The 24,941-nt window shown below is 65.7% G+C and carries 21 protein-coding genes; 11 read left to right on the forward strand and 10 right to left on the reverse strand.

What is annotated here, in order from left to right; genetic code table 11:
* Positions 1–52 precede the first annotated feature (52 nt).
* Positions 53–796, forward strand: a complete 744-nt coding sequence (locus ACLE20_RS14115; protein WP_410940941.1) for a sulfate transporter family protein — start codon at positions 53–55, stop codon at positions 794–796.
* Here ACLE20_RS14115 and ACLE20_RS14120 read toward each other — a convergent pair whose 3' ends face one another.
* Positions 797–1,321: a Pycsar system effector family protein gene (locus ACLE20_RS14120; protein ID WP_410940995.1), complete on the reverse strand. Its 525-nt coding sequence runs from the start codon at positions 1,319–1,321 to the stop codon at positions 797–799.
* A gap of 176 nt (positions 1,322–1,497) precedes the next feature.
* On the opposite strand from ACLE20_RS14120, the gene ACLE20_RS14125 reads away from it, so the two are divergent.
* The 3 genes from ACLE20_RS14125 to ACLE20_RS14135 all read left to right on the forward strand — a co-directional run bounded on the left by ACLE20_RS14125 (position 1,498) and on the right by ACLE20_RS14135 (position 8,610).
* Complete coding sequence (locus ACLE20_RS14125) at positions 1,498–5,160, forward strand: FecR domain-containing protein (protein ID WP_410940942.1); 3,663 nt, start codon at positions 1,498–1,500, stop codon at positions 5,158–5,160.
* Complete coding sequence (locus ACLE20_RS14130) at positions 5,160–7,148, forward strand: CHASE2 domain-containing protein (protein WP_410940943.1); 1,989 nt, start codon at positions 5,160–5,162, stop codon at positions 7,146–7,148. The genes ACLE20_RS14125 and ACLE20_RS14130 overlap by 1 nt, the downstream gene beginning before the upstream one ends.
* Before the next feature lie 82 nt (positions 7,149–7,230).
* Positions 7,231–8,610, forward strand: a complete 1,380-nt coding sequence (locus ACLE20_RS14135; protein ID WP_410940944.1) for an FAD/NAD(P)-binding protein — start codon at positions 7,231–7,233, stop codon at positions 8,608–8,610.
* A 31-nt stretch (positions 8,611–8,641) separates the two neighbouring features.
* Here ACLE20_RS14135 and ACLE20_RS14140 read toward each other — a convergent pair whose 3' ends face one another.
* From ACLE20_RS14140 to ACLE20_RS14165, 6 genes are all read right to left on the reverse strand, one after another.
* On the reverse strand, positions 8,642–8,779 hold the full coding sequence (locus ACLE20_RS14140) for a hypothetical protein (RefSeq protein ID WP_410940945.1): 138 nt from the start codon (positions 8,777–8,779) through the stop codon (positions 8,642–8,644).
* A 109-nt stretch (positions 8,780–8,888) separates the two neighbouring features.
* On the reverse strand, positions 8,889–9,389 hold the full coding sequence (locus ACLE20_RS14145; RefSeq protein WP_410940946.1) for a GNAT family N-acetyltransferase: 501 nt from the start codon (positions 9,387–9,389) through the stop codon (positions 8,889–8,891).
* Between the two features lie 39 nt (positions 9,390–9,428).
* Positions 9,429–10,310: a carbohydrate ABC transporter permease gene (locus tag ACLE20_RS14150; protein ID WP_410940996.1), complete on the reverse strand. Its 882-nt coding sequence runs from the start codon at positions 10,308–10,310 to the stop codon at positions 9,429–9,431.
* A 10-nt stretch (positions 10,311–10,320) separates the two neighbouring features.
* On the reverse strand, positions 10,321–11,154 hold the full coding sequence (locus ACLE20_RS14155; RefSeq protein WP_410940997.1) for a carbohydrate ABC transporter permease: 834 nt from the start codon (positions 11,152–11,154) through the stop codon (positions 10,321–10,323).
* A gap of 110 nt (positions 11,155–11,264) precedes the next feature.
* A complete protein-coding gene (locus ACLE20_RS14160) occupies positions 11,265–12,386 on the reverse strand; it encodes an ABC transporter ATP-binding protein (RefSeq protein WP_410940947.1) in 1,122 nt (373 codons plus the stop codon).
* A gap of 106 nt (positions 12,387–12,492) precedes the next feature.
* Positions 12,493–13,755, reverse strand: coding sequence for an ABC transporter substrate-binding protein (locus tag ACLE20_RS14165; RefSeq protein WP_410940998.1), 1,263 nt, complete (start codon positions 13,753–13,755; stop codon positions 12,493–12,495).
* Positions 13,756–13,948: 193 nt separating this feature from the next.
* Here ACLE20_RS14165 and ACLE20_RS14170 point away from each other — a divergent pair, with 193 nt between their 5' ends.
* Positions 13,949–14,740 (forward strand): GntR family transcriptional regulator, encoded by a 792-nt coding sequence (locus ACLE20_RS14170; protein WP_410940948.1) that lies wholly within the window; start codon positions 13,949–13,951, stop codon positions 14,738–14,740.
* Between the two features lie 8 nt (positions 14,741–14,748).
* Here ACLE20_RS14170 and ACLE20_RS14175 read toward each other — a convergent pair whose 3' ends face one another.
* The gene (locus tag ACLE20_RS14175; protein ID WP_410940949.1) at positions 14,749–15,819 is read right to left on the reverse strand and encodes an alpha/beta hydrolase family esterase; all 1,071 of its coding nucleotides are present in this window, start codon (positions 15,817–15,819) and stop codon (positions 14,749–14,751) included.
* 243 nt (positions 15,820–16,062) lie between these two features.
* Between ACLE20_RS14175 and ACLE20_RS14180 the strand changes: the two genes are divergently transcribed.
* The 6 genes from ACLE20_RS14180 (at position 16,063) to ACLE20_RS14205 (ending at position 22,247) form a co-directional block, all read left to right on the forward strand.
* The gene (locus tag ACLE20_RS14180; protein WP_410940999.1) at positions 16,063–16,755 is read left to right on the forward strand and encodes a FadR/GntR family transcriptional regulator; all 693 of its coding nucleotides are present in this window, start codon (positions 16,063–16,065) and stop codon (positions 16,753–16,755) included.
* Positions 16,752–17,933, forward strand: coding sequence for a PLP-dependent transferase (locus ACLE20_RS14185; protein WP_410940950.1), 1,182 nt, complete (start codon positions 16,752–16,754; stop codon positions 17,931–17,933). Before ACLE20_RS14180 ends, ACLE20_RS14185 begins: the two co-directional genes overlap by 4 nt.
* Before the next feature lie 39 nt (positions 17,934–17,972).
* Complete coding sequence (locus ACLE20_RS14190; protein ID WP_410940951.1) at positions 17,973–19,232, forward strand: ABC transporter substrate-binding protein; 1,260 nt, start codon at positions 17,973–17,975, stop codon at positions 19,230–19,232.
* Positions 19,233–19,383: 151 nt separating this feature from the next.
* Positions 19,384–20,322, forward strand: coding sequence for a carbohydrate ABC transporter permease (locus ACLE20_RS14195; protein ID WP_410940952.1), 939 nt, complete (start codon positions 19,384–19,386; stop codon positions 20,320–20,322).
* Between the two features lie 2 nt (positions 20,323–20,324).
* Positions 20,325–21,149: a carbohydrate ABC transporter permease gene (locus ACLE20_RS14200; RefSeq protein WP_410940953.1), complete on the forward strand. Its 825-nt coding sequence runs from the start codon at positions 20,325–20,327 to the stop codon at positions 21,147–21,149.
* 3 nt (positions 21,150–21,152) lie between these two features.
* Positions 21,153–22,247, forward strand: a complete 1,095-nt coding sequence (locus tag ACLE20_RS14205; RefSeq protein ID WP_410940954.1) for an ABC transporter ATP-binding protein — start codon at positions 21,153–21,155, stop codon at positions 22,245–22,247.
* Positions 22,248–22,286: 39 nt separating this feature from the next.
* On the opposite strand, the gene ACLE20_RS14210 is transcribed toward ACLE20_RS14205, so the two are convergent.
* Positions 22,287–22,760, reverse strand: a complete 474-nt coding sequence (locus tag ACLE20_RS14210; protein ID WP_410940955.1) for a hypothetical protein — start codon at positions 22,758–22,760, stop codon at positions 22,287–22,289.
* A gap of 56 nt (positions 22,761–22,816) precedes the next feature.
* Positions 22,817–24,811 (reverse strand): cytochrome o ubiquinol oxidase subunit I, encoded by a 1,995-nt coding sequence (cyoB, locus tag ACLE20_RS14215; RefSeq protein WP_410940956.1) that lies wholly within the window; start codon positions 24,809–24,811, stop codon positions 22,817–22,819.
* Positions 24,812–24,941: the final 130 nt, after the last annotated feature.

Below are 24,941 nucleotides of genomic sequence, written 5' to 3' on the forward strand. Positions count from 1 at the left end.
GGAGCGCGCAGGCGCGTGGAGAGTGGGCGATGGCCACCAGGGATAGCTGCCGATGATCTTCGATTCTGCGCGCGCCGGTCTTGCCAATCTCACCGCGCCGGAAACGCGCTCCACCTTCTGGAAGGTGCTGGGGCTGACGCTTGCCGCCCTGCTGCTTCTCTGGCTGGCGCTGCGGGAGACGATTCTCTATGTCGTAACGCCGTGGGTCACGCAGATGATCCCGACCGCGCCGGACTGGGCAGGGTGGCTCACCTTCTTCATCGGCCTCTTGGCGAGCATCGGTCTTGCCTTGGCGCTGGCGCTCGTTCTCGCCCCGGTGACGGCGCTGATTGCCGGCTTCTTCCTGGACGATGTGGCCGAGGTGATCGAGCGGCGCGACTTTCCGACCGATCCGCCGGGACGAGCCCTGCCTTTCGGCACGGCTCTGTTCGAAGGCCTGAAATTCCTGGGCGTCGTGCTCGCCGGCAACATCCTGGCGCTCTTCCTGCTGCTGGTGCCGGGCGTCAATCTCGTCGCCTTCTTTCTGGTCAACGGCTATCTGCTCGGCCGGGAATTCTTCGAGTTCGCCGCCATGCGCCACCGCAGCCCCGCCGAGGCGCGGCTCTTCCGCGAAAAGCACAAGGGCCGGGTGTTCCTGGCGGGCCTGCTGCTTGCCGCCTATCTGGCCGTGCCGCTCCTTAACCTCACCACGCCACTCTTCGCCGCCGGGTTGATGGTGCATCTGCACAAGCGGCTGTCGCGGCAGGATCCGCAGTTCGGCGCTCAGCAGCCTTCACCTCGCCTGCAGCCTGCCTGATCAGGAGACGACGAGCAGAGAGACATAGGCGAGCACGGTGACGACCAGGCCGCGAAAGGCAAAGCCGACGAAGCGGTACTTTTGGCGGGCGATCACCGAGAGCACGTCGACATTGTCCATATATTGCTCGAAAAGGTAATCGAGATCGGTGCGCAGTGCCGCCTCGCGGAAGGCATCGCGATGGCGCGGCCAGCCGCCCCAGAAGAGCGTCGTCGTCTTGGCCGCATGGCGCGGCAGGATGACCAGGATGGCGCAGATGATCGAGAAGACCGAGGCGATGGCGAGAAGGCCGGAGACCGTTGCCGGCAGCCAGGCGGCGGTGAAATAGCGCGAGAGCGTGAAGACCCCGCGCCCCTCGCTGGAGGAGATCAGGAAGGCCAGCATGAAGGTGAAGATATAGGCGGCCTTCTGGTCGGAGATCTTGATCTGGTCGTAGAAGATGTCGTTGACCGTCTTGATGTGGTCGAAATATTCCCGCCCCGCCGCGGAAGGCGGCATCGCCGCCCCGATCCGCGCCTCGCCCATCAGATCAACCTCCATCCGTCACTCCCCTCAAACGGTCACGCATTTTCTCACCATGAACGGGGTTCGAAAGCAACATCCGCGCCGGAAAGAACGTATGAAAACGCTTACGGATCAGGGCCCCGCTTGACTTTCGAGGGTCGCGCGCTCCACTAGGAGCCTGGCAAGCGGGGGCTGTCATGGGGTGGAAGATCCGGTCCGCGGGGGCGGTTCTGGCGGCGCTGGCGTTGATCCGGCCGGCCGCGGCCGATCCCGTGGCACGTGGCGAGGGAAGGGTGGGCGCGGTGATCGCCCGCAAGTCCGGCGAGGAGATCCGCTTCGTCGATGTCAGCAACTGGCGCGTCGTCGATCTTCGCCAGGATGTGGTGGCGGGCGATGTGCTGCGCACCAATGCCACCGGCCAGCTCGCCCTTCTCTTCGACGACCACACGCAGATCCGGCTCGGGCGCAACACGGCGCTTCGCGTCAAGGACATGCGGGCGGGTGCGGCCAACTCCGCCCTCAGCCTCGAATCCGGAACGATCTGGGCGCGCGCCGAGCGCGGCGGGCAGGGGCTGACAGTCGCAACGCCCGCCGCCACCGCCGCGATTCGCGGCACGGACTGGACGCTCTCGATCGGGAAGGGCGGCCAGACCTCGCTGACCGTTCTCGATGGCGAGGTCGAGCTTTCCAATGCGCAAGGCAGCGTGCGGGTGCGGCGCGGGGAGGGCGCGGTCGCGGCCATCGGTCAGGCGCCGCGCAAGATCTTCCTCGTCACTTCCGACGATCGGGAGCAGATGCTCTATTACCTGGCGCTGCGCGATGCCTTTCCGCTTCTGCCGGCCTCGACGCTGACGACGCAGGCGATGAAGACGGCGAGACACCGCATCGCCGCCCTGCCGGAGCACGCCCGCACGGCGGAGGATTGGCTGACGCTTGCCGAAGTGGAGCTGACCCTCTCCGGCCGCGCCGCCGCCGCTTCGGCCCTTTCCTCCGCCCGGGCAAAAGGGCTCGGCACAGCGCAGACGGCACGGGCGGATTTCCTGGAGGCCATGATCGCCGCCTCGGAAAACCGCTTCGATGTCGCGCTCACGCTCTTTGCGCGCGCCCGGCCAGGGCTCGATGCTGAGCGGCGGTCGGTCGCCGATCATGCAGCCTATTTCGCCCGTTCGCTCGCCGATCCTGCGCATGTCGAAGCGCCACCCAAAGGCCCGCGCGGCGCCTATGGCGCCTTGGCTGAGGCCTATACGATCGGCTTTCGGACCAGCATCCGCGACGCGGCAGCGTCTCTCAAGCGCGCCGAAGTGCGCTATCCCGACAATCCGCTTCTGCCGGCGGCTCGGGCGAAGATCGCCCTGGTCATCAACGACCGGGCCCAGGCGCAAGAGGCCTATGCCCGGGCGCTGGCGCTTGACCCCACCCAGTCGCTCGCGCTCGATACGCGCGGCGATTATATCGCCAGCGTCGAGGGGCGGCTCGACGCTGCGGTGGCCGACCTGCGCGCCGCGGTGGCGGCTCAGCCGGGCGATTCCAATGCGTGGAATACGCTCGGGCTTCTCGAAGATGCGCGTGGCAACAGCCATGCCGCCCTCGAGGCTCTGAAGACCGCGCGCGATCTCGACCCGCAAAGCGCGCTCTACCACGCCAATCTCGCGATCTTCTACCTGGAGCAGATGCGCTTTTCCGCCGCGAAGGCGGAAATCGATCTTGCGATGGCGGCCGATCCGGGCTTCGACATGGTTCTCTTTGCCCGAGGACGCTACAATCTGCAGACGGGCAAGCGTGACCAGGCGCTCGAGGATCTGCTTGCCGCGTCGGTCGCCAATCCGGGCGTCAGCTTCGGCCAGGCGCTGCTGGCGGCCGCTCATCTCGAGCGCGGTGACCGCGAGCCCTTCGAGCAGGCGCTGGACAATGCCGACCGGCTGGATCCGAACGATCCGCTGATCCCGCAGATCCGCGCTGCCGCCGCCATCGATGATTACCAGTCCGATGAGGCGATCCGCCAGGCGCAGGAATTCCTCAAACGCGGCAAGGCTCGCGGCGGCGATTTCGGCGCGGTCAGCGCCAACCGCGATGCGGGCTCGGTGCTCAACGATGCCTTCCGCTTTCAGGGCCTCGACGCCTGGGGCCAATATTACGGCGATGTCGTCTTCGACCCCTTCCAGTCGACCGCCTATTTCGACCAAGCGATCCGCGGCACGGTTAACCCATTTGTCACCGGTGCGGGTCTTGGCGTGAATGCGGTCGATGTCGTCTCCTCGCCCACCAGCACTTCCTCGCTCATCCAGGGGCTGCTGCTCGATCCGCAGGCGCTGGCCAGCAGCGAGCGCCGCCGCCGGATCATCCCAACGCCATTCATCGAGACCTCGCTCGGCATCGGCGTGTCGGATATCGATGGCGAGACGAAGACGATCGGCACGGCGGAGGTCCAGGCGCTCGGTATCTCGCCGATCCCGATCAGCCTCTTCGCCAATTTCCAATATGAGCAGGTGCCGGGCGGCGGCCTTTACGGGGATGATGGCGGCATCTTCGACCAGTCGGCCCGCATTCTTGGTGGCACGGCCTATGTGACCGCGAGCCCGACCGCCGACGACCGGCTGGTCGCCTATGGGTCCTATTTCGACACCGACTCGCTCTTAAGCGCCTCTCTCAGCGGTGACGCGCTGGATGTTCTTGCGGCGCGCAAAGCGGATGCAATCGCGACATCGGCCGGCCTTGCCTGGAGCCACAGCCTTGGCGACCGGAACGTCGTCAATCTCGCCCTCTTTCATGCAGGGGCACGCAGCAGCCAGGCGCAGGCGGTTGGTCTGGCGGATGGCTCCCGCGCTGAGACGAGGGAGCATGTCGACCAGAGGGCGACGGTGCTGGCCCTCAACCACATGGTCTCGGCCGGCGACGTGACCTGGCGCTATGGCGTGGAAGGCGGCCGGCTTGATATCGAGACACGGTCCGAACTCTTACCGCTGCCGCCGGAGCGCCTCGACAGTCGCCTGGGGATCGGCAAGCTCTATCTGGACGGCGTCCAGGAGATCAGTCCCACGCTGCAGGCGCAGTACGGGCTCTATGGCACGCTCATCCATTCGGATGCGACCGAGGTCGAGCGCGCCGAACCGCGCGCCGGCATCGCGTGGGCGCCGGCGGAGGGGCAATGGCTGCGCGCCGCCTTCCTGCGCCAGAGCTATGGCTTCGACATTCCGACGCTGGCGCCGACGGCGGTGGTCGGCATCCAGCCCAACGCCGTGGATCTGGCGCTCGACGGCCGGCTCGATACCTGGGCGGCGCGCTGGGATGCGCAGTGGACGGACCGCCTCTTCACCGCGCTCGACTTTCAACACCAGACCGCGCATGGCCTATCGATCGACGATCCGGCCAGCCTGCCATCGCCGCTCTCGAGCGATGTCGCCAAGGCGCGCATCGACCGGGCGGCGCTGACTGCCAATTATTGGCTGGGCGGTGGCTTCGGCCTGTCGGGCACGATCGCGCGGGTCTTTTCCAAGGTCGACGATCCCGCGAGCCCGGCGGATGGCCGGGCGGTGCCCTATGTGGCGGAAAGCGCCGGTCAGATTGCGCTCACCTATGTGAGCGACTGGAACTATCGCGCGCAGATCGCCGCCAATTACTTCGGCCCGCGCGAGGACAGCCAGGCCCGCAAGGTCGGCGATGATTGGACGCTCGACGCCAATTTCGTCTGGGAGCCGCTCGACAAGCGCGTCTCCCTGGAAGTCGCCGCCTTCAACCTGCTCAATGAGGATATCACGCTCTCGCGTGGCGTGCCCGGGGTGATCGGTCCGGACCTGTCGCTTCAGCCCGGGGCGCCCGGCGCCGGGCGCTCCGTCCGGGCGATGCTCAAGGTGCGGTTCTGATGGCGGTCACCGAGGCAAAGGTGCTGAAGGCGGCCCGCGCGCCGGATGTCAGTGGCAGCGATCAACGCCGGCGCCGGTTGGGCCTGCTCCTGCTGCTGCCGGTCGTCGTGCTTCTGCTGACGCTCGCCTCACTGACGCCGGCCTGGCGGCTGATCGAACTCAGGAGCTATGATCTGATCTCGACTCTGAGCGCGCCCGACCGGCCGGCCGACGGGCCGGTCGTGGTGGCGATCGACGAGCCGTCCATGTCGGAGGTCGGCGCGCAATGGCCCTGGCCGCGCGCTCTGCATGCGCGCCTCGTCACGGCGCTCAGGGCCGCAGGGGCCAAGGCCATCGGCCTCGACATCATCTTTGCCGAACGCTCCGCCGATCCGGCCAATGATACGGCGCTCGCGGCCGTGCTTGGGCCGGACGTGGTTCTCGCCGGCGACGAAACCACCATCCGTTCGCCGCAGGCCGACCAGTTCATCCGCACCGAGCCGCTGCCGGCGCTCGTTTCCACCGGCGCAAAGATCGGTATTGCCTCGGTGCAGATCAGCGCCGACGGGGTGTTGCGTCATCTCCCCGCTTTCGAGGACGGCTTCGCGCGGCGCCTGGTCGAAACCGCCGGCCGCAGGCCGGTTGTGCCCGGGGGAACGGCGCTGATCCAGACCTTCGGCCCGCCGCGCACCTATCAGACCATCTCCTATTACCAGGCGCTGGAGCCGGATCTCTTCCTGCCGCCCGGCTTTCTCAAGGACCGGGTGGTGATGGTCGGCCTCAGCCTGCAGAATGCGCCGAGCATCGATGCCGGCGGCGCCGATACCTTCGTCACCGCCGACACGATCCGCACCGGTCTGCTGACGGCCGGGGTAGAGGTTCAGGCGACGATTTACGACAATCTTGCCAACAGCCTGTTCATCCGCGAGGGCGATCGGCCGACGATCATCCTCTCCATCCTGTTCGGCGCCCTGCTCGCCGCCCTCGTCGCCTTCCGCGCCACAGGCTGGCAGAGCACGGCGCTGACCATCCTCTTCCTGCCGATGCTGGTGGCCGCATGCCTGCTCATGATGCGGATCGGCGGCGTGTTCGTATCTCCGGCCGGGCCGGTCGGGGCCTATCTCCTGGTGATGGGCGCGCAGTCCGGCCTCGACTTCGCCGCCGAGCGCCGGCGGCGGCGCGATATCACCGCCGCCTTTGCAAGCTACCTTTCCCCCGCCGTGGTGGCGCGGCTGGCCGCCGATCCGACCAGTCTCAAGCTCGGCGGCGAGCGCCGCACGCTCTCCATCCTCTTCTGCGACGTGCGCGGCTTCACCACGATTTCCGAAACGCTAAAGGACGATCCCGAGCAACTGACCACGCTGATCAACCGGCTGCTGACGCCGCTTTCCGAAATCGTGCTCGCGTCGGGCGGGACGATCGACAAATATATCGGCGATTGCATCATGGCCTTCTGGAACGCGCCGCTCGACGTGCCCGACCATGCACTGCAGGCGGTTCGCTCGGCACTCGCCATGCTGGAGGCGATCGAGGTGCTGAACGGCGATCTGGCGGCCGAGGCTGCTGCTGCCGGGCGACCGGCGCCACCGCCGCTCAAGATCGGGATCGGCATCAACACCGGCGAGTGCGTGGTCGGCAATATGGGCTCGGCGCGCCGTTTCGACTATTCGGTGCTCGGCGATTCCGTCAATCTCGCCTCGCGGCTCGAAGGGGAATCGAAGAATTATGGCGTGCCGCTGCTGATCGGCGCCAGCACGGCGGAAGCGATCGCGCACGCTCTGCCGGTGGCCGAACTCGACAGCATCAAGGTCAAGGGCCGCACCATCCTGTCGCCCGTCTTCACCGTCCTGCCCGACGCCGATCCGGCGGCACTCCTCGATCACGCCGCCTTCCTCCACCGCAAATACGAGCTGGGATTAAGCCCCGACGATCCGGGCTTTGCGGTCCTTCCCGCCCGCTTGCCCGGTCTTTCACGCTACTATGCCCTTGTCAGGGACCGCCTTGGCTAGTCGCTCTCGCAACGATCTTCACTGGATTTAGTCTATCGGCACGATAGATTGGATGCGGCGGAAATGAGCGGGGGAATTGTTGATGGAAGCGGATGTCGCCATCGTCGGCGCGGGGTTTTCTGCGATTGCCGTGGCGGTTCACCTGTTGCGGAGCCTGCCGCCGGAGGCGTCGATCGCCGTCATCAGCGATGATCCGGGCTTCGGCCGCGGCACGGCCTACCGCACCGAATTTCACCTGCACCGGCTGAACGTGCCGGCCGGGCGGATGAGCCTGTTTCCGGACGAGCCCAATCATTTTCTGGACTGGCTGGCGCGCCAGGGCCGCGCCGTCAAGGCTGGCGATTTCGCTGCGCGGGGTGATTACGGACTCTATCTGCGCGACACGCTGGCAAGCCTTCTGCGCGCCCGCGGCCAGCGCGCGCGTCTCGATTTCGTCAAGGCCAAAGCGGTCGATTGCGTCACCTGCGCGTCTGGTGGTCCCACCTTCGCGCTTGATACGGGAGAGCGGCTGCAGGCCAGCGCCGTAGCGCTCTGTCTCGGGCTCGGCAATGCCGACCTGCCGCTGCCGCCCGAACGCTGCAGCACGGCGGCCATGCCGCGCATCATCGCCAATCCCTGGCGGCTCGGCTGGCTGTCGCAGATCGAACCGGAGGACGAAATCTGCATCCTGGGCTCCGGCCTCACCATGGTCGATCAGGTGCTGACGCTCCGAGCAAAAGGCCATCGCGGGCAGATCCATGTTCTCTCGCGCCGTGGACTGGTGCCGCATTCGCACGCGGCCGATCCGGTGCCGCCCCTTCAGCCTGCCCTGCCCGAAGGAAGCCTGACGCTCTCCCGCCTGCTTTCCGCCCTGCGGGCCCAAGTGCGCGGCGGGGCGGAGTGGCGGGCGGTCATGGATGGGTTGCGGCCGCAGACCCAGGCGCTGTGGCAGCGCCTGCCGCAGGCCGAACGCGCGCGCTTCCTGCGCCATGCGCTGGCCTGGTGGAACATCCACCGCCACCGCATCGCCCCGCCCGTTCACCGGCGTTTCGCCGCCCTCATGGAGGACGGGACGGTGACGGTGCATGCGGGGTTCCTTTCGGCGATCGAGCCGGCACATGAAGGCGTGACGCTGCGCTACCGCCCGCGCGGCGGGCGTGGGCAGATGCGGCTTCCAGTCGATTGGGTGATCAATTGCACCGGCATGGAGCGGGCCGGCCTCGGCCACTCGCCGCTGCTGAGCGACATGGCGGCGCGCGCGATGATCAGCCTCGATCCGCTCGGCCTCGGCCTTGCCGTCGACGACCGGTCGCAGGTGCTGGATGCGGCGGGGCAGCCGCAACCGGGCCTCTTTGCCGTCGGTGCGCTGACCGCCGGCCGCTTTTGGGAAATCACCGCCGTGCCGGATATCCGCGTCCAGGCCAAGGCGGTTGCCGACGCGATGTCCGGCATTGCGGCATTGGCACGGGGAAAGGCGAAGTAGCGCCCTTCCTGTCCCGCGCCGGATCAGCCGCTCACGGGCTCTTCAGATAGAGGACGACCGAGACGAACAGGCTGCCGATCGTGCCGAGCAGCACGAGGGCGACGGCGACGATCATCGCGCTCTTCGGCAACTGTCGTCCTTCGTCTTCCGGTTTGCGTGGGTCTGCCATGGGCTCACTTTCCTTCGCGCTGTGCGGCAGGCCTTACCAGCCCCCGTGGGGCAAGGCCATGCCGGTGGGCGCAAAAAGCGGGCGGCCAGACGTCGCATGCGGAAGGCTGTCAGTCGGAGTGATCGACGCCGTCCGGCACGGCGGTGCGCAGCATGCCCTTATAGATGCCGGGGATCGAGCCTTCGATCGGGATGGCGCCGACCGCCGTCCGGTAGAAGCCCATGGGGCCGGCACCGCCGATAATGCCATAGCCATAGCCCTGGTCGCGCATATCGAGCAGGGTGGCAAGCAGCAGCGCATGGCCGATGCCCTTGCCACGTGCCGCCTCGTCGACGCCGGTCGGGCCGAAGAAGCCCTTGGCCGTCGCATCGTGGCAGGCAAAGCCGACAAGCTCGCCATCCTTGATGGCGATGAAGCAGGTCGGCGGCGAACGGGTGACGGCGACCGTCGCCTCGCTCGCCCAGCCATGGCCGAAGCGCGGCACCAGCCAGTCTGTCAGGCTTTTCAGCTCTGGGGCGAGAACCCGGCGAATGGTCACCCCTTCCGCCTCCATGCGCGCCGCCACCTTGGGATCGGGCGAAAGCTCGTAGAGCTTGACCAGCATGTCCATGAGTTTGATCCTTGTGAAAACTTCAGGAAAAGGGAGGGCTCAGCCCTTGACGGCACCGGCCGTCAGGCCCGCGACGATGCGACGCTGGAAGATGAGCACGAGCACCACCAGCGGAAGAGTGACGGAGACGGACGCTGCCATGATCTGGCCGAAGGGATATTCGTAGCGGCTCGCCCCGGTGATCATGCTGATCGCCACCGGCACGGTGCGGTTCTCGTCGGTCAGCGTGAAGGTGAGCGCGAAGAGGAACTCATTCCAGGCGAGAATGAAGGCGAGAATGCCGGTCGAGGCGAGCGAGGGTCCCATCAGCGGCAGCAGGATCCTCGTAAGGATTCGCCAGTGCGAGCAGCCATCGATCCGCGCCGCTTCCTCGAGCTCGCGCGGAAATTCGCGGATGAAGGCGGTGAGGATCCAGGTGGTGAAGGGGACGGTGGAGAGAAGATAGGTGAGCACCAGACCGCTCGGCCTGTTGTAGAGGCCGAGGAAGGAGATGAGTTCGAACATGCCCGAGAGCACGGCAACCTGCGGGAAGATCGAGACGATCAGCACCGCCGTCAGCATCAGGGGCTTCTGCGGAAAATCGATGCGGCCAAGCGCATAGGCGGCGCTGATGCCGAGCGCGAGCGACAGCACGGTTGTACAGCCGGCAACGAAGGCGGAATTGAGCAGCGAGCCCATGAAGACGGTGTTGTCGGCAAGCTGGCGGTAATAGGTGAAGTCCCATTGCGGCAGCATCGAGCCGTTATGCAGCGCCGCGCCGGGCTTCGTTGAGGAAACGATCGCCCAATAATAGGGGAACAGCATGTAAAGGAGCACAAGCACCGTCGCGAGGCCGAGCAGGACCTGGCGAAGGCGGCGCATGGTCCGGTAATAGGCGCTGGATCGGCGGCGGGTCCTGAGGAGGGCGGCTGCAGCGGTCATCTCGGTCATTCTAGCCTCCCGCCGCCCGGTCGAGCCGCAGCAGTCCCATCAAGAGGATGGCAATCAGCGCCACCAGCAGGAAGACAAGGCTCGAGGCGGCCGAGCCGGTGCCGAGTTCCTGGAAGGCGATCAGCCGGTCGCGGGCATAGATCGAGACGGTCATGATGTTTTCGTTGCTGGCGGAGAGCACATAGGCGAGATCGAACATCCGCAGTGCGTCGAGAACGCGGAAGAGGATGGCGACGCCAAGCGCCGGGCGGAGCAGCGGCAAGGTGATCGACCAGAAACGCTTCCAGGCCGGAATGCCGTCCACCTCCGCCGCTTCCGACAGCTCGCCCGGGATCATCTGCAGGCCGGCAAGGATCAGGAGCACCATGAAGGGCGTGGTCATCCAGACATCGATGAAGATGACGACACCCATGATCAGCCCGTCATTGGCCGTCCAGGCAACACCCTTGTCGAGGATGCCGATGCCGACCAGCAGCGTGTTGATGATGCCGAACTGGTCGTTCAGCATCCAGTCCCAGATCTTGGTGGAGACGACGACGGGAATGGACCAGGGCACCAGCACCGCGGCCCGCACCAAGCCGCGGCCGGGGATCGCCTGGTTGACGAGGAGCGCGATCGCCAAGCCGAGCACGGTTTCGAGGCTGACGGAGATGGCCGTAAAGACCAGCGTGTTGCGCACCGCTACCCACCAGGAGCGGTCGTCGAGGATCTCGAGGAAATTGGCGATGCCGACGATCGAATAGTTGCGCGGATCGTCGAGGAAGGCATCGGTGATCGAGAAGAAGAAGGTGCGCCCGAGCGGCCAGAGCGCCACCGCGGAGATCACCACGATCATCGGTGCCAGAAAGGCCCAGGCGGCGCGGCGGTCGGCGATGATGAGCCGGCTCAGGCGTCGGCGCGGTGCTTGGGGGACGGGGCGCGCCGGCGCGAGCTCGGCCGGCGTGCTCATGCCCGGCCCCCGACGAAACGGGCGAGCGCGTTGCGGGTCTCGCTGGCGCCGTGATCGAGCCGGCGACCCTCGGTGTCGAAGAGAAAGAGGTCCTCATCGGCAAAATCGAGCCCGACTGCTTCCCCCTTCAGCTGATAGGGCGGCGTGCCGGCAATGCGCGTGACCCAGAGCGTGTCCGGATCGATGCGGACATAGGCGAAATGCTCATGGCCGAGATCTTCGAGGCGCTCCAGCCGGCCCTGCAGGCGGCCCGTGCCCGCGGGGGCAAGCCGCAGGCCCTCGGGCCGCACGCCGAGTGAGGCGGCGGTGGCGGTACCCTCGGCAAAGGCGACGCGCAGATCGAGCCCGCCCGGGCCGTGGATAAGGCCGGTCTCCGCGGTGGGTTTCAGTGTCAGGAAATTCATGCGCGGGCTGCCGATGAAGCCGGCGACAAAGCGGTTTGCCGGCGCGTGATAGAGCTCCTGCGGTGTGCCGACCTGTTCGATCCGCCCATGATTCAGCACGACGATCCGGTCGGCGAGCGTCATGGCCTCGGATTGGTCGTGGGTGACGTAGATCATGGTGGTGGCCAGCTCGCCATGGAGGCGGGCGATTTCCATCCGCATTTCCATGCGCAGGTCGCTGTCGAGGTTGGACAGCGGCTCGTCGAAGAGGAAGACATCGGGCTGGCGGACCAGCGCACGGCCAATCGCCACGCGCTGGCGCTGGCCGCCGGAGAGCTCCCGCGGGCGGCGGGAGAGCAGGTGATCGACCTTCAGCATGCGCGCCACGGACCCGACCTTGGCGGCGATCGCCTCGCGCTTCAGGCCCAGCGTTTCGAGCGCGAAGCCGATATTGCGGGCCACCGTCATATGCGGATAGAGCGCATAGGACTGAAAGACGAAGGCGATGCCGCGCTTGGAGGCCGGCACGTCGGTCACATCGTCACCGCCGATCGAGACCACACCGCTCGTCACCGGCACCAGGCCGGCGATCAGTCGCAACAGGGTGGACTTGCCGCAGCCGGAGGGGCCGACAAAGACCACGAATTCGCCATCGCGAATGTCGAGATCGACGCCCTGGATCACCGGATGGGTGCCATAGCTCTTGGCAACGGCGGTCAGTGTGACGGAAGCCATGCGGACCTCTCGGCTGTCAGATGGGCAGGATCAGCCGCGCCTCGATGAGACGCGGCCGGCCGGAGCGGTACGATCGGCCGATCGCCGACGCCCCGCATCGGATGCCTCAGCGGCTTTCCTTGAGCTTTTCCAGACGGGCGGCCAGCGTCTTGAAGGCCGGGGCGGCCTCTCCACCCGAGAGGACGTCGTGCACGGATCGGTAGAAGGCCTGGGAGACGCGGTTATAGCTGGTCCCCGTATAGCCCGAGGGCCGGACGGCGGCATCGGCGAAGGCCTGGACCGTGTCTTTGAGGAAAGGAAGCTTCGCCAGCACGTCCGGATCTTCGTAGAGCTTGGAGATCGACGGGTTGAAGGCATAGTCGACGGCGCGGAACTTCTGGCTCTGCTCGGAGGTGATGAAGTTGACGAAATCGGCCGCGGCTTGCGCATGGGCGGAGAATTTCGAGACGCCGTAATACATCGGACCCAGGCAGCCCGAGGACTTCTGGCCGTCCTTGCCGACCGGCAGCGGCATCATGCCGACCTTGTCCTTGATCGCGCCGCCCTCGGTCTGCGAGGTGCCCCAGACATAGGGCCAGTTGCGGTGGAAGACGGCATTGCCGGCTTCGAAGATGTTGCGGCCGGCCTCTTCGTCATAGTTCAGTACGCCTTCCGGGCTGATCGAGCCGATCCAGCCGCGGGCCTTGTCGATTGCTTCGGCGGCCGCCGGGTTGTCGATCGTCACCTTGCCATCGGGATCGATGATGGTGCCGCCGCCATTCGAGGCGATGAGCTCGATCGCGTCGCAGGTCAGGCCCTCATAGCTCTTGCCCTGCCAGACATAGCCCCAGAGGTCGCCCTTGCCAGCGGCGCGTTCCTTGTCCTGGATCTCCTTGGCCTGCGTGGCGAGCTCGTCCCAGGTCTTGGGCGGGGTCATGCCATACTTCTCGAGCAGGTCCTTGCGGTAGAACATCAACCCGACATCCATATAGGCCGGCAGGGCCACCAGCTTGCCGTCGAGCTCGGCTGCGCCGAGGGTGGACTGGAAATGCTTCTTGACATCGGCCTCGGGCACGACCGGCTTGAGATCGAGCAGGTTTGCCTTGAACATGCCGAGCCAGATCACGTCCAGAAACAGCACGTCGACATCGGTGGACTGGGCAGCGAGCAGCTGCTGGTAGAGCGGGATCGCATCATCGAGCGTCGCCGGCATCTTGTTGATCTTGGCTTCGTTGCCGGTCTTTTCCTTCCACTGCTCGGCCACCTTGGCGCAGAAGTCGTATTCGGTGGCGGCGCAGAAGGCGGAGATGGTTTCGGCACGGGCGGCACCGCCCATCAGCAGGCCGGCAATCAGGCTGGTGCCGAGCGCCAGGCGCGTCATCGTCTTCATCATGTCAGTTCCCCTGGTTGGCAACGCCGGGGCTGTGGCGCCGCCGGTCGGCAGAAAGCTCTTCGGCTTCTTGTCTGCCTCTGCATACGACTGGATATATCCAGTCATGTCAACATAGGTTATGACAGAAAATTGACGCTTGCTAATTCTCATGCGACGGTCGCGCGGGGGCATGTCGATCAGGGATTGCGCAATGGCGGCGGATGCGAGTGGAGCCTTCGACGGCGAAGGGCTTCTCAACCGGGAAGACCCGCGCCCCCTACATCGTCAGCTGCATGCGGCGATCCTGGAGGCGATCGAGGCCGGCCGCTTGCCGCGGAATGGCAAACTCCCATCCGAGCGCACTTTGGTTGATATCTTCGGAGTGAGCCGCATCACGGTGCGCCATGCCATCCGCGATCTGGTGGCCCAGGGCGTGGTCCAGAGCCAGCCGGGCAAGGGCCTCTATGTGGTCGATCCCTGGCGGGGCTTCGAGCTGCAGATCTTGAAGAGCTTTACTGCCACCGCCCTTGCCAATGGCCGCCGGCCGGAACACCGGCTGATCGAGGCGCGGATCGCCGAGGCGCCGCTGGAGATCAGCCGGCCGCTGCTCTTGCCGATCGGGGCGGAGGTGGTCGTGCTCTCGCGCCTCAGGCTGCTCGACGGCCGGCCGGTCGTCATCCAGACCGACTGGCTGCCGGCAGCCCGGGTTCCGGGTCTTCTGGAGCTTGATTGGGGCACGGGCAACCGCTCCCTCTATGGCGAGCTGCGCGCGCGCTATCATCTCCGCCCCGTGCGCGGACAGAACACGCTGAGCGCGCGGCTGGCGAGTACGGAGGAAGCGGCGCGGCTGGAAATGACGCCGCCAGCGGCCGTGCTTACTGTCGACCAGATTGCTTTCGACACCCACAATCGCGCCGTCAATCTGACGACGCTCGTCCACCATCCCGAGCGCTATCCCCTCACGCTCGCCCAGTCCGAATCGGGCGACATCCAGCAGTTCTAGGGGAGCTGCTACCGCAGCAGGCCGGCCGAGCGGAGCGCGCTCTCGATGGTCCGCTGGACGCGGGAGATCACCTGTGCGCCAGCCTGTGGCGCATGTTTGCTTCCCTCACGCGCGGCCTGGCGCCGCGGCGGCCCTTTGATCAGCTCGAAGCTGCGCGCGATCTCGAGCGTTGAGGAAATGCCGACATCGAGCATGTAGGGTCCGGCCTCGCCGAAGCCGCTCGCCGGATCGAGCGGCGTGCCATGCTCCATGCCCTGGATCAGATGCAGGGTAATCGCCTCGCGACCCGTTCGGTCCTTCCAGACCATGCGCGTGCGCAGGGGGCCTTCTTCCAGCCGGTCGGGCCTGGGACCGAGGCCATGCACGCCCCGCCATTGATCGACGATCGCCATCGCATTGCTTTCGGCCACCGTCTTGTCGGCCGTGCCCTGCCAGACGGACACGGTCGGCCAGGGGCCGGGATGCGGCGAGGCGGCGGAGAGATGGGCCTGCAGGTCGGGCGCGGAGGGCAGCCCATGGCCGCGCATGCGGTCGAAGGCCTGTGGAATGGTCGATGCGACACCGGAGGGCAGGCCGGCAATCACTGCACCGCTGGCAAAGAGTTCCGGATAGGCGGCCAGCAGGGCCGAGGCCATGGCGCCGCCTGCAGAGAGACCGGTCACATAGATTCGCCGCGAATCGATATCCTGCGTGCGGATCATCTCGTCGATCATCGACCGGATCGAGGCGACCTCGCCGGCCCCGCGGGTGGCATCGGCTTCCATGAACCAGTTGAAACAGCGGCTCGGATTGTTCTGACGCTGCTGCTCGGGAAAGAGCAGCGCGAAGCCGGCCTCGTCGGCCAGCCGCGACCAGCCGGAGCCGCGATCATAGCGCGCCGCGGTCTGCTTGCAGCCATGCAGCACGACGACAAGCGGCGGGCGGCGGACAACGTCCGGCACATAGCTCCAGGCTTTGAGCTGTCCGGGGTTGGCGCCGGAGAAGGAGAAGGGCGTTAGCCGCGTCTCCTCGTTGTCATCGAGGAGGGGGTCAAGGCGGAATTGGCTGAGGCGGTGAATCGTATCGGCGAGGCTCGGCATAGCTGGTCTCCTGCACATCGGGACCGATCCCGGCACGATTTATGTTGCGCTGCACAATATAGGACCGCGCTTTGCAGTCTTCAACGTCGCGGGGCGCGAAGGCAGGCATTGTCTCGCGTTTCTCTGAGAGGAACACATGACTTAGCACGCTTGACAGACCGCGCATCTTTCTCTCAATTGGCAAGATGTCAGACCAATTCTAGGGCCTTCGTCTTGTCTATCGCGTCCGCTGATCGTCCGATCATCGCGCCACTGCCTCCGATCAACCGGGCGCAGCAGGTGGAGGCAGCGCTTGCCGATTATGTGGAGCGGGCGGGCCTCAAGGCGGGGGATCGCCTGCCGGCCGAGCGTGAATTGATGAGCGCGCTCAATGTCGGCCGCTCGACGATCCGTGAGGCGATCGGCAAGTTCCAGGCGCTGGGGGTGGTCGAAAGCCGCAAGGGCAGCGGCAATTATCTCTTGAAGCCGATCTCGGCCGGCACGGTGCATATGCCGCTCTCCTTTGAGGCGGCGAACCTGCGTGACGCGCTGCTGATGACGCTGGAGGTGCGTCGCGGCATCGAGGCGGAGGCCTCCATGGCGGCCGCGCGGCGGCGGACGGCGGAGGACCTCGTCATCATCGAGGCGCGGCTGAACGAAATGGAAGCCGTGCATCTGGCCGAAGGCACCTCCGGAAAGGCCGATCTCGCCTTTCACCTGTCGATCTACGACGCCACCCACAATCCGCTGTTCCGCCAGCTTCTGGAGCAGATGCGCGGAGGGTTCGAGAGGTTCTGGTCGAAGCCTTTCGACCGGCCCGATTTCGCGGCCCGCTCCTTTCCCTTTCACCGCACCCTGTTCGATGCCATCGCCGCCGGCGATGCCGAAGGGGCGCGGGCGGAAACGCTGAAGATCCTCGCGATCGTCGAGGAAGATATCAAGGACATGTCCCAATGAGTTCAGGCCAGGATCCCTTCGACCTCGCCCAGCTGATCGTCGCCCATGATGCCGGCCACGCCTTCGATGCGGTGGTGCCGCCGATCGTGCAGACCTCGCTCTTCACCTTCTCGAGCTATGACGAGATGGTGGAGACCTATCGCGGCGAGAAGAGCCGGCCGGTCTACACGCGCGGACTGAACCCGACCGTACGGCTCTTCGAGGAGATGCTTGCCCGGCTCGAAGGGGCGGAGGATGCGCTCGGCTTTGCGAGCGGCATGGCCGCGATCTCCGCCACGGTTCTCACCTTCGTGGAGCCCGGCGACCGCATCGTCGCCGTCCGCCATGTCTATCCCGATGCCTTCCGCCTGTTCGGCACGCTGCTCAAACGCATGAAGGTCGAGGTGACCTATGTGGACGGGCGCGACGAGGCCGCCGTCGAAAAGGCCATGCCGGGCGCCAAGCTCTTCTACATGGAAAGCCCGACCAGCTGGGTCATGGAAGCCCATGATGTCGGCGCGCTCGCGGCGATCGCCCGGCGTCACGGGGCAATCTCGGTGATCGACAATTCCTGGGCAACGCCGATCTTCCAGCGGCCGCTCTCGCTCGGCTGTGACCTCGTCCTCCATTCGGCGTCGAAATATCTGGGCGGTCATTCGGATGTCGTGGCGGGCGTGGTGGCCGGCTCCAAGACGCTGATCGACCGGCTGCGCGCCGAGGCCTATCCCTATATGGGCGGCAAGCTCTCGCCCTTCGACGCCTGGCTGATCCTGCGCGGACTGCGCACCCTGCCGCTGCGCATGAAGCAGCATCAGGACTCGGCGCTCGCCATCGCCTCGCGCCTGCAGGCGCTCGACGTGGTGGAAACGGTCTGCCATCCGGGCCTCGCCAACCGTCTGCCGCCGGGCCTTTCCGGCACCTCCGGCCTCTTCTCCTTCATCTTCCGCGAGGGCGTGGACGTGCGCGCCTTCGCCGATCGGCTGTCGCTCTTCAAGCTCGGCGTTTCCTGGGGTGGGCATGAGAGCCTGATCGTGCCCGGCGAGGTCGTGCTGCAGCAGAAGACCGAACCCAATTCCGCCAAGAGCTTCGGCATCAGCGCCCGCTCGGTGCGCCTCCATGTGGGGCTCGAAGGCACCGAGGCGCTCTGGCGCGATCTCGACCACGCCATCACGGCGGCGACCCCGGCCGCCGCCGCCTGAGACGACCAGACTGCATCCAAGGAAAAAAGGGAGAACAGCATGAAACGCCTGATCGCAGCCACCCTCCTCGCCACGCTGATGGCCGGGACCGCACTCGCCGACACGACCCTCAAGCTCGTCGAGGTCATCACCAGCCCCGAGCGCACGGAGACGCTGAAGTCGATCGTCGCCAAGTTCGAGAGCGCCAATCCGGGCACCAAGGTCGAGATCATCTCTCTGCCCTGGAGCGACGCCTTCCAGAAATTTGCCACCATGGTCTCGGCCGGCGACGTGCCGGACGTGATGGAAATGCCCGACACCTGGCTGTCGCTCTATGCCAATAACGGCATGCTGGAGAGCCTGGAGCCCTATCTCAAGGACTGGGAGCACACCAAGAGCCTGAGCGACCGCGCGCTGGAACTCGGTCGCGACGTCAAGGACACGGCCTATATGCTGCCCTATGGCTTCTATCTGCGGGCCATGTTCTACAACAAGAAGCTGCTCGAGCAGGCCGGCGTCACCGCGCCGCCGAAGACGCTCGACGAATTCGCGGAAGCCTCGAAGAAGGTCGCCGCCATCCCCGGCAAATATGGCTATTGCCTGCGCGGCGGCCCGGGCGGTCTCAACGGCTGGGTCATGTTCGGCGCCAGCATGGCCGGCTCCAACACGTTCTTCAACGAGGACGGCACCTCGACCTTCGACAGCCCCGGCTGGGTCAAGGGCCTGACCTATGTGGTCGATCTCTACAAGAACGGCCTGGCGCCGAAGGACAGCGTGAACTGGGGCTTCAACGAGATCGTCGCCGGCTTCTATTCCGGCACCTGCGCCTTCCTCGACCAGGATCCGGATGCGCTGATCGCGATTGCCCAGCGCATGAAGGCCGAGGATTTCGGCATCATGACCATGCCGAAGGGCCCGGACGGCAAGACCTTCCCGACCATCGGCTTTGCCGGCTGGTCGATGATGGCCTCCTCCGCCAACAAGGATCTCTCCTGGAAGCTGATCTCCACACTCGAAGCGCCGGAAGGCAATATCGAGTGGAACAAGAAGACCGGGGCGCTGCCGGTGCACACGACGGCCGAGAAGGATCCCTTCTATGCCAGCGAGCAGTTCAAGGGCTGGTTCGACGAGCTGGCCGACAAGGACGCCGTGCCGACGACCATGCCGACCTATCTGGAAGAATTCGCCTTCTTCAAGGATTCGCTGGTCATCAAGACCTCGCAGGAAGCCCTGCTCGGCGACATCACGCCGGAGGAGCTCGCCAAGCAGTGGGCCGAGTATATGACCAAGGCCCAGCAGAAGTTCCTGGCCTCCAAGTAAGCAATGCGCGGAACGGCTTGAGGCGGCGGCGTGTCCCGTCCCCGCTTTGGCCGAACCCCATCGCGCAGCCGGTCCTCTCCACCGGCTGCGCACCCGCCCTTCAATGCGCCCCCGGCGCGCCCTTATGGACCGGACCCAAGGACCCCCGAGGATGACAGCGACCGACACGGCCGGCGGCAGGCGCCGGCCCCCGACCAAGCCTCTGGCCAAGCGGCTCGCCGATGCTGCCGAGCCCTGGCTCTACAGCGCCCCGGTCCTGGTGCTGATCATCGCCGTCATGCTGGTGCCGCTGGTGCTCGGCCTCTCCTATGCGTTCCGCGATATCCAGCTGCTCAACCCGTTCTCCGGCGGCTTCGTCGGGCTTGCGCATTTTCGCGAGCTTGCCCAGGATCAGGCCTTCTACCGCGCGCTGCGCAACACGCTGTGGTGGACCGGCGCGTCGGTCTTCCTGCAATTCCTGTTCGGGCTGATCCTGGCGCTGCTGCTGGACAAGCCCTTTGCCGGCCGCGGCCTCGCCCAGGCGCTGGTCTTCCTGCCCTGGGCGGTGCCGACCTTCCTCGCCGGCCTCAACTGGGCCTGGCTGTTCAATCCGGTCATCGGCCCGCTGCCGCACTGGATGGCGGCGCTTGGCCTGCTCTCGGCGCCCAACAACATCCTCGCCGATCCGCAGCTTGCCATGTGGGGGCCGATCATCGCCAATGTCTGGTGGGGCATTCCCTTCTTCGCCATCACCCTGCTGGCCGCGCTGCAGGCGATCCCGCGCGACCTCTACGAGGCGGCCGCGATCGACGGCGCCAATCCGCTGCAGCGCTTCACCTCGATCACGCTGCCCTTCCTGGCGCCCACCATCGCCATCACCGTGCTGCTGCGTACCGTCTGGATCGCCAATTTCGCCGATCTGATCATCGTCATGACGAATGGCGGCCCGGCGGATCGCACGCAGATTGTCGCCAGCTATATCTTCACCCAGGCCTTCAAGCGGCTCGATTTCGGCTATGCCTCGGCGATCGCGCTCGTGTTGCTCGTCCTTCTGCTCGCCTATTCGATGGTGATTGTCGTCATCCGCCAGAAGCTGATCGAGAAGGACTGACCATGCGCCTTCTCCTCACCATCGCCCACCGCCTGGCCATCCTCGCCTATATCGTCTTCGCGCTCTTCCCGCTCTACTGGCTGCTGAAAGTCTCGGTGACGCCGAATTCCCTGCTCTACAGCGAAGGGGTGCGGCTCTGGCCGTCGGAAGCCACGCTCGAGCACTATCGCTTCGTGCTGCAGAACAGCGCCTTCCCGACCTTCTTCAAGAACAGCCTGATCGTCTCCGGCTCGACGGCGATTGCCGTGACGCTGATCGCCTCGCTGTCCGGCTATGCGCTGTCGCGCTTCGCCTTTCGCGGCAAATATGCGGTGGTGGCGCTGATGCTGATCACCCAGATGTTTCCGCTGGTCATGCTGGTCGCGCCGATCTTCAAGATGCTCTCGCCGCTCGGGCTCACCAACAGCCTGACCGGGCTCGTCATCGTCTACACCGCCTTCAATGTGCCCTTCGCCACCTTCCTCATGCAGTCCTTCTTCGACGGCATTCCGAAGGACTTGGAGGATGCTGCGATGATCGATGGCGCAAGCCGGTTCACCGCCTTCCGGCAGATCATTCTACCCCTGACGCTTCCCGGCATCGCCGCCACGCTCGGCTTCGTCTTCACCGCCGCCTGGAGCGAGCTGCTCTTCGCGCTGATGCTGATTTCCGGCAATGACAGCGCCACCTTCCCCGTCGGCCTGCTCACTTTCGTGTCCAAATTCTCGGTCGATTTCGGGCAGATGATGGCGGCCGGCGTCATGGCGCTCATCCCGGCCTGCCTCTTCTTCCTCCTGATCCAGCGGTATCTCGTGCAGGGCCTGACGGCCGGCGCGGTGAAAGGATAATCCATGGCCTCCATCGAGCTCAGCCGCATCGTCAAGACCTATGGCGATCACCCCGTTCTCCATGGCGTCGATCTGTCGATCGCCGATGGCGAGTTCATCGTGCTCGTCGGCCCGTCGGGCTGCGGAAAGTCAACCCTGCTGCGCATGATCGCCGGGCTGGAATCGATCTCCTCCGGCACGCTGAAGATCGACGGCCGCGAGGTCAACGACCTGAAGCCGAAGGACCGCGACATCGCCATGGTGTTCCAGTCCTATGCGCTCTATCCGCATATGAGCGTGGCGGACAATATGAGCTACAGCCTGCGCCTGCGCCGCAGTCCGAAAGAGAAGATTGCCGCCGCGGTGGCGGCCGCCTCCGCCAAGCTCGGGCTCGATCCCTATCTCGCTCGCCGGCCGAAGGCGCTCTCGGGCGGCCAGCGCCAGCGCGTCGCCATGGGCCGCGCCATCGTACGCCAGCCCAAGGCCTTCCTGTTCGACGAGCCGCTCTCCAACCTCGACGCCCGGCTGCGCGAGCAGATGCGCGCCGAGATCAAGCGCATGCATGGCGAGTTCGGCGCGACTTCCGTCTATGTCACCCACGACCAGATCGAGGCGATGACGCTTGCGACCCGCATCGTCGCCATGAATGCCGGCGAGGTGCAGCAGATCGGCGCGCCGCTCGATCTCTATGACCGGCCGGCCAATCTCTTCGTCGCCGGCTTCATCGGTTCGCCGGGCATGAACTTTCTGGAAGGACAGATCTCCGGGCAGGAGATGCAGAGCGCCGTGCGGCTGACCAATGGCACGCTGGTGCCGCTCGGCCGCAATCCGGGGCTCAGCGAGCGCACGCCGGTGACACTCGGCATCCGCCCGGAGCATGTGGCGATCCGCCCCGCGGCGGGCGGGGTGGAGGCGACGGTCGAGCTGGTCGAGCCGACCGGCCTCGGCATCATCCTGCATCTCACCGTCCACGGGGTCGCCTTCAAGATCTTCACCGCCGACCGCGCTCTTCTGACGCCCGGCGAGCGACTGACGGTCGGTTTTCCCGTGGAGCGGCTGCATCTCTTCGGACCGGACGGCGCCCGAATCGCGCTCGATCCCACGCCGATCGCCGCCTGAGCGGCGACCGGCAGAGCTGAAAGCCGATCTTAGCCGGAGTCAGCCCGAGGGCGAAACATTGTCGTCGTCGCTGCCGAGCTCGGGCAGCATGCCCGTGCCGGGGGTGCTGTCGGCATTGTTGCGGCGCGGATCGGTTTCCGTCCGCTCGTTGTTCAGCGGCCGGTCGCCTTCCTTTGTCGGCGCGCCGCGCTCGGTGCCCGGGCGGCGGCCATGGGCCACATCGTCTTCGGCCGTACTGTCCGCATCCCCGCTGTCGCCAGTCTGCGGCCCGGACGAGGCAGGGTTTGCAGCTTCGCCGTCCTGGTTCTGCGGCGTGTCGAGGTGGCCCGGCAGGGCGCCGGTCGAAACGAGGCGCTCCAGGAGGCCCCGGGCCTCGGCCACGGCATTGTTGCGGTTGACCGCGCCGTCGCGGCCGGCGAGCCGCACGGATACGACATTTTCCACATCGTCGATGAATTCCACGGTGATGCCGAGGCCGCGGACTTCGGAGATCATCTGCGTTCCGGTGATCATGCGCACACTCCTTGTTGTGTGAAGCCCAACCCTCGGCGCGCCGGAATGTTTCGCCTCTATTCGGCCGGCTGGGGCAGGCTTTCGAGCCGGCGCCGCTCGGTCTTCTCCACATCCTCGGCGGGAATGGAGAAATCGCGCTTGTAGTTGAAGGTATGGCCGATCGCGACGACGAGGATCGCCAGCGCGCTCAAGGCCGCCATCCACCACATGTACCAGACGAGGCCGAAGGCGAAGGGAATGCTGAGGCCGGCGATGACGAGGCCGGTCGCCGTGTTCTTCGGCATGTGAATCGGCCGGAAACCCGCTGTCGGGAGCTGCGCGCCGCCGAGCTTCATGTCGTACCAGGCGTCGCGGTCATAGGCGATCGGCGTGAAGGCGAAGTTGTAGTCGGGCGGCGGGGAGGAGGTCGACCATTCGAGCGTGCGTCCGTCCCATGGATCGCCGGTGACATCGCGCAGCTGCTCGCGGCGCAGGAAGGAGACGACGAGCTGGACGAGGGTGGCGGCGATGCCGATGGCGCTGATCGCCACGCCGATCGCGGCCATCGCGGTCCAGATCTGCAGCGAGGTATCGGCCAGATGGTTCACCCGCCGCGTGACGCCCATCAACCCCATGGCATAGAGCGGAATGAAGGTGACCCAGAAGCCGATCAGCGCGCACCAGAAGGAAATGAGCCCCCAGAACCGGTCGAGCGCGAAGCCGAAGGCCTTGGGGAACCAGTAGATCACGCCGGCGATCGCCCCGAACACCACGCCACCGACGATGACATTGTGGAAATGTGCCACCAGGAACAGCGAATTGTGCAGCACGAAATCGGCCGGGGGCACGGCGAGCAGCACACCGGTCATGCCGCCGATGACGAAGGTCACCATGAAGCCGACCGTCCAGAGCATGGGCAGCTCGAAGCGGATGCGGCCGCGATACATGGTGAAGAGCCAGTTGAACACCTTCGCCCCGGTCGGGATCGAGATGATCATCGTCGTGATGCCGAAGAAGGCGTTGACGCTGGCCCCCGACCCCATGGTGAAAAAGTGATGCAGCCAGACCAGATAGGACAGGATGGTGATGACCACGGTCGCATAGACCATGGAGGCATAGCCGAACAGCCGCTTTCCGGAGAAGGTGGCGACCACTTCCGAGAAGATGCCGAAGGCGGGCAGGATGAGGATGTAGACCTCCGGATGACCCCAGATCCAGATGAGGTTGACATACATCATCGGATTGCCGCCGAGATCGTTCGTGAAGAAATGCGTGCCCACGTAGCGATCGAGGGCGAGAAGCGCGAGCGTAGCTGTCAAGATCGGAAAGGTCGCGACGATCAAGATATTGGTGCAGAGCGAGGTCCAGGTGAAGATCGGCATCTTCATCATCGTCATGCCCGGCGCCCGCATCTTCAGGATCGTGGCGATGAGATTGATGCCGGAGAGCGTCGTGCCGACGCCGGCCACCTGCAGGCCCCAGATATAATAGTCGACGCCGACCCCCGGACTGTAGTCGGCATTGGAAAGCGGCGGATAGGCGAGCCAACCGGTGCGGGCGAATTCGCCGACGAAGAGGGAGATCATGATGATCACGGCCCCCGCCACGCTCAACCAGAGCGAAAGATTGTTGAGGAAGGGAAAAGACACATCCCGCGCGCCGATCTGCAGCGGCACGGCGAAGTTCATGAGACCCGTGACGAAGGGCATGGCCATGAAGAAGATCATGATCACGCCATGGGCCGTGAAGACCTGGTCATAATGGTGCGGCGGTAGAAAGCCTTCATTGGCGCCGACCGCGATCGCCTGCTGCGAGCGCATCATGATCGCATCGGCAAAACCGCGCAGCATCATCACCACCGCGAAGACGATATACATGATGCCGATCTTCTTGTGGTCGACGCTGGTCAGCCATTCGCGGAAGAGATAGCCCCAGAGCCGGTAATAGGTGAGCGCGCCGATGATCGCCACGCCGCCCAGCGCCACGGCGCAGAAGGTGGCGACGAGGATCGGTTCATGAAGCGGCAGCGCGCCCCAGCCGAGGCGCCCGAAGATCAGGCTGGTCCAATTCATTTCTCCGTCCATCGCATCCCCCTTCGCTGTCGCCTCTCCGCCATCCATGCACGGTCGCCCGCCCGCGCTCGAACCGGCAGAAGGCGCTCGGGTTCCATCAGCGCAGGTGGAGGATCCACTTCGCCTCACG

This window comes from Rhizobium sp. YIM 134829, from assembly GCF_046546455.1.

Bases quoted from the DNA above. Each gene is read 5' to 3' on its own strand.
- ACLE20_RS14115 (WP_410940941.1), top strand. From the start codon at position 53: ATGATCTTCGATTCTGCGCGCGCCGGTCTTGCCAATCTCACCGCGCCG.
- ACLE20_RS14120 (WP_410940995.1), bottom strand. From the start codon at position 1,321: ATGGGCGAGGCGCGGATCGGGGCGGCGATGCCGCCTTCCGCGGCGGGG.
- ACLE20_RS14125 (WP_410940942.1), top strand. From the start codon at position 1,498: ATGGGGTGGAAGATCCGGTCCGCGGGGGCGGTTCTGGCGGCGCTGGCG.
- ACLE20_RS14130 (WP_410940943.1), top strand. From the start codon at position 5,160: ATGGCGGTCACCGAGGCAAAGGTGCTGAAGGCGGCCCGCGCGCCGGAT.
- ACLE20_RS14135 (WP_410940944.1), top strand. From the start codon at position 7,231: ATGGAAGCGGATGTCGCCATCGTCGGCGCGGGGTTTTCTGCGATTGCC.
- ACLE20_RS14140 (WP_410940945.1), bottom strand. From the start codon at position 8,779: ATGGCAGACCCACGCAAACCGGAAGACGAAGGACGACAGTTGCCGAAG.
- ACLE20_RS14145 (WP_410940946.1), bottom strand. From the start codon at position 9,389: ATGGACATGCTGGTCAAGCTCTACGAGCTTTCGCCCGATCCCAAGGTG.
- ACLE20_RS14150 (WP_410940996.1), bottom strand. From the start codon at position 10,310: ATGACCGCTGCAGCCGCCCTCCTCAGGACCCGCCGCCGATCCAGCGCC.
- ACLE20_RS14155 (WP_410940997.1), bottom strand. From the start codon at position 11,154: ATGATCGTGGTGATCTCCGCGGTGGCGCTCTGGCCGCTCGGGCGCACC.
- ACLE20_RS14160 (WP_410940947.1), bottom strand. From the start codon at position 12,386: ATGGCTTCCGTCACACTGACCGCCGTTGCCAAGAGCTATGGCACCCAT.
- ACLE20_RS14165 (WP_410940998.1), bottom strand. From the start codon at position 13,755: ATGAAGACGATGACGCGCCTGGCGCTCGGCACCAGCCTGATTGCCGGC.
- ACLE20_RS14170 (WP_410940948.1), top strand. From the start codon at position 13,949: ATGGCGGCGGATGCGAGTGGAGCCTTCGACGGCGAAGGGCTTCTCAAC.
- ACLE20_RS14175 (WP_410940949.1), bottom strand. From the start codon at position 15,819: ATGCCGAGCCTCGCCGATACGATTCACCGCCTCAGCCAATTCCGCCTT.
- ACLE20_RS14185 (WP_410940950.1), top strand. From the start codon at position 16,752: ATGAGTTCAGGCCAGGATCCCTTCGACCTCGCCCAGCTGATCGTCGCC.
- ACLE20_RS14190 (WP_410940951.1), top strand. From the start codon at position 17,973: ATGAAACGCCTGATCGCAGCCACCCTCCTCGCCACGCTGATGGCCGGG.
- ACLE20_RS14195 (WP_410940952.1), top strand. From the start codon at position 19,384: ATGACAGCGACCGACACGGCCGGCGGCAGGCGCCGGCCCCCGACCAAG.
- ACLE20_RS14200 (WP_410940953.1), top strand. From the start codon at position 20,325: ATGCGCCTTCTCCTCACCATCGCCCACCGCCTGGCCATCCTCGCCTAT.
- ACLE20_RS14205 (WP_410940954.1), top strand. From the start codon at position 21,153: ATGGCCTCCATCGAGCTCAGCCGCATCGTCAAGACCTATGGCGATCAC.
- ACLE20_RS14210 (WP_410940955.1), bottom strand. From the start codon at position 22,760: ATGATCACCGGAACGCAGATGATCTCCGAAGTCCGCGGCCTCGGCATC.
- cyoB (WP_410940956.1), bottom strand. From the start codon at position 24,811: ATGAATTGGACCAGCCTGATCTTCGGGCGCCTCGGCTGGGGCGCGCTG.